General features: G+C 60.2%; 3 protein-coding genes. All 3 read right to left on the bottom strand.

The window, feature by feature from the left end:
* Positions 1–1,277, bottom strand: a 1,277-nt coding sequence (locus AC1DH9_RS24620; RefSeq protein WP_477808944.1) for an HlyD family type I secretion periplasmic adaptor subunit, incomplete at its 3' end; no start/stop codon positions are given.
* Positions 1,278–1,291: 14 nt separating this feature from the next.
* Complete coding sequence (locus AC1DH9_RS24625; protein WP_477808945.1) at positions 1,292–3,085, bottom strand: type I secretion system permease/ATPase; 1,794 nt, start codon at positions 3,083–3,085, stop codon at positions 1,292–1,294.
* A 219-nt stretch (positions 3,086–3,304) separates the two neighbouring features.
* On the bottom strand, positions 3,305–3,691 hold the full coding sequence (locus tag AC1DH9_RS24630; protein ID WP_427540934.1) for an AprI/Inh family metalloprotease inhibitor: 387 nt from the start codon (positions 3,689–3,691) through the stop codon (positions 3,305–3,307).
* Between the last annotated feature and the right edge of the window lie 141 nt (positions 3,692–3,832).

Below are 3,832 nucleotides of genomic sequence, written 5' to 3' on the forward strand. Positions count from 1 at the left end.
GGTTTGAACAGATAGTTGAGGAGTGAGCGTTCGCCGGTGCGCACGAACATCTCGGCCGGCATGCCCGGCTTGATCACCAGACCGTTGAGTTTTTCCATGGCGACATCGCTGACGCTGCTGCGCAGTACGTAGTACGGCACGCCGGTTTTCTCGTCGACCATCTGGTCGGCGGAAATCAGGCTGACTTCGCCCGGCACCCGCGGTGTCTTGCTCTGGTTGAAGGCAGTGAACAGGATGTCCACCGGCAAGTGGCTACCAACCTTATCGATCAGATTCACCGGCAAGTGACCCTCGACCTCCAGACGCGTACCTTGGGGCACGATTTCCAGCAAGGTTTCGCCCGGGCGAATCACCGCGCCTTCGGTGTGCACACCGAGGTTGACGGCGATGCCGTYGGCTGGCGCGACGATTTCACTCTGTTGCAGATTAAAACCGGCCGAGGTCAGTTGCTGCTCCAGGGTCAGGCTCTTGAGCTGCGCGTCTGCCAACTGGCTGCGTACCTCTTTCTGGTATTCCTCGCTGTGCTGTTGCAGCTTCAAGCGCGTTTCAAGAATGCCCTGCTCCACTCGCCCGCTTTCGCCGCTGTTCTGCGCCAGCTGTTGTTGGACTTGCGAGAGCTGACGCTGGAACTCCATCAGCCGGTTGCGCGGGATGTAGCCGTTGTCCGCCAAGGGTTGCAGGTTGGTCAGTTGCTGGCGCAGGGATTCGGCCTGCGCGGTCAGGTCAGTGCGCGCCCGACGCATCCCGGCCAGTTGTGCGTTGGCACCTTCGATGTTGGCGCGCATCCCGGCCTGCTCACGATCAAACGCTTCGCGGCGGCTGCTGAACAGTTGCCGCTGACCTTCCAGCACCAACGCCAGACGCGGGTCGGGGTCGTTGCTCAGCTCGGCCGGGAAACTCACCTGCTTGAGATTGTCACGCTCGCTTTGCCAACGCGCCAGGCTGGCCCAGGCCATGCGGTACTGGGCTTGCAGGGATTGCACATCGGCTTCGACCTGCGTCTGGTCGAGGCGAAACAATGGCTGGCCTTGCTTCACCGCCTCGCCTTCACGCACCAGAATCCGGCTGAGCACCCCGCCACTCATCGATTGCACGGCCTTGCGCTTACCGGACACCACCACTGTGCCCTGCACCGGGATCCCCTGATCGAGAGGCGCCAGGCTGGCCCAGAGAAAAAAGCTGCCGGCGCCGACCACGGCGAGCATCCAGCCCAGGCGGGCAAAATAACCGGCGTCGCGCTCAGGGCGCTCGGGTGCGTAACCTTGTTCGATTGTCATGCCGCTGTCCTTGCTCATACACCACTGCTCTTGGTCGGGGCCTGATACTGGCGGCTCATGCTGAGCCCGGCCGGTGCTGCGGCGGTTTTTTCCCGTGGCTGTTCCTGTTGTGCGCCAGACTGCTGTGCGCCAGACAGCGCCTTGAGCACTTCCTGACTCGGCCCGAAGGCTTGCAGGCGACCTTCGTTAAGCACCAGCAACTTGTCGGCCTGGGCCAGCGYCGAGGAACGGTGGGTCACCAGAATCACGCTGGTGCCCTGGGCTTTCATCTGCGCGATGGCACTGGCCAATGCGGCCTCGCCAACGGTGTCGAGGTTCGAGTTCGGCTCATCGAGCACCACCAGGCTCGGCTTGCCATACAGGGCTCGAGCCAGGGCCACGCGCTGTTTCTGACCGCCAGACAAACCGCTGCCATCCTCGCCCAGCACGGTGTCGTAGCCCTGCGGCAGGCGCAGGATCATCTCGTGCACACCAGCCTGCTGCGCGGCCTCGACCACCTTCTGCGGGTCGGCTTGGCGAAAGCGCGCAATGTTCTCGGCGACGCTGCCGCTGAACAGTTCGATGTCCTGTGGCAGATAGCCGATGTAGGGACCGAGGTCGTCGCGGTTCCAGCGATGGATGTCCGCACCATCCAGCCGCACGGTCCCGGCAAGGGTTGGCCAGACGCCCACCAGCACTCGCGCCAGGGTCGACTTGCCGGAGCCGGACGCACCAAGCACACCCAGCACCTCGCCGGCCCCAAGGTTGAAATTCACCATGTGCAAGGTCGCCGCGCGCTTGCCCGGCGGGCCGGCGCTGACCTGTTCGAAGGTCACCTGGCCCTTGGGCGCGGGCAACTCCATGGCGTCTTCATTGGGTGGGAACTCTTGCAGCAAAGCGTCCAGCCGCCGGTAGGCCAGCTTCGCCCCGCTCCATTGCTTCCAGACAGCAATCAACTGATCGATCGGACTCAGCACCCGGCCCATCAGGATGGAACCGGCGATCATCATCCCGGCGGTCATCTCGCCCTTGATCACCAGCAAGGCGCCCAACCCCAGCACCAGTGATTGCAGGCACAGACGCAGGGTCTTGCTCAAGGAACTGATGACCGCACCGGTATCGCTGGCCTGGTTCTGCAAGCCGAGAAAACGTGAATGCACCTGGAACCAGCGTTTGCGCAACGCCCCGAGCATGCCCATCGCCTGGATGGTCTCGGMGTTGTGCAAATGACTGGTGGCCAGTTGCGTGGACCGTTGCGAATAACCGCTGGCTTCACCCAAGGGCTTTTTGGTGATCGCCTCGTTGAGGAACGCCAGACCGATCAACAGCACCGCGCCGACGGTAGCGAACACCCCAAGCCAGACGTTGAACAGATAGATCACGAACAGGTAGACCGGAAACCACGGTGCATCGAAGAACGCGAACAGCGCAGGTCCCGTGACGAACTGGCGAATGTGGGTCAGATCGCCCAACGATTGGCCGGCGTTGCCCTCACCCTTGAACAGATTGCGCTCGAACGCGGCCTGATAGACCCGCAGATTGAAATGTCGCTCCAGTTGGCTGCCGATGCGAATCACGATGAAGCTGCGCACGGTCTCCAGCAAACCGATAAACGCGAAAAAGCCCACCACCATCAGCGACAGCATGACCAGCGTGGTTTCATTCTGCGAGGAGAGTACCCGGTCATAGACCTGGAGCATGTAAATCGACGGCACTAACATCAGTACGTTAATCAATGCGGTGAAACAACCGACGCTGATCAGAATACTTTTATAGTCGCCCAGCGCCTTCAATAGCGGTGCAGTGGGAGTGGTCTTCGCCATTCTCATTGATCTTCCCTGAGCTGATAGCCCGCGCGGTAGTTCGACACGGTTCCAATAAACTGCCACCCCACTCTGGCGGGGGCATGCTTTTAATAGTGCAACTGACAGGCGAACGAACTCTATGTCATGACGATATAGAGTTCAGGTTATTTACCGGCCAGCAAAAAAACTGTGAGGGAGTCGTTATTTCCATTATTGGAAAAGACTCGACTTACCCTGGTGCTCTTAGTTTGGAGCGCGTTGCAGGACAATCTGCGGATCAGAGTGTTTGGTACTTTCGTAGCGCCCCTCCTGCTGTCGGCCAAGATGAATAATTCTTGAACCTTCTTTACCGGTCAGCGATATACCGTCGGGTTCCGGGAACCAACCAACGGGTGTTTCACTCAGCCAACCGGCGAGGCATTGAATATCGCCCGCCAATGTTTGATTTTGCACAAGTTCCAGTGAACAGGTGTTCTGCGGCTGTGCCGTCAGGTAAACCTGCCATTGCCCGGCCAGTTCCGACGGGTCCGCTAATCTCAGGCTGCTTGCCATGACTACATCTCCAGAAAACATCATCAGCGTGGCGATCAGCCAGGCCATTGCCCTGTAGGTAAAGGCGTTATGGGTCATAAGGTGCTTCGTTCCAGGTTGTAGCCTATGCAGCCTCGCCTACCGCAGCGGTGCTGGCAAGGACAAAGGGCAGCGCAGATGCGCTGCCCCCATAGTCATCGACTCAGGCCACGATGTCCGTGGTAGCTGCCTGGCCAATGG

The sequence above is a fragment of the Pseudomonas sp. 05T35 genome, assembly GCF_056396605.1.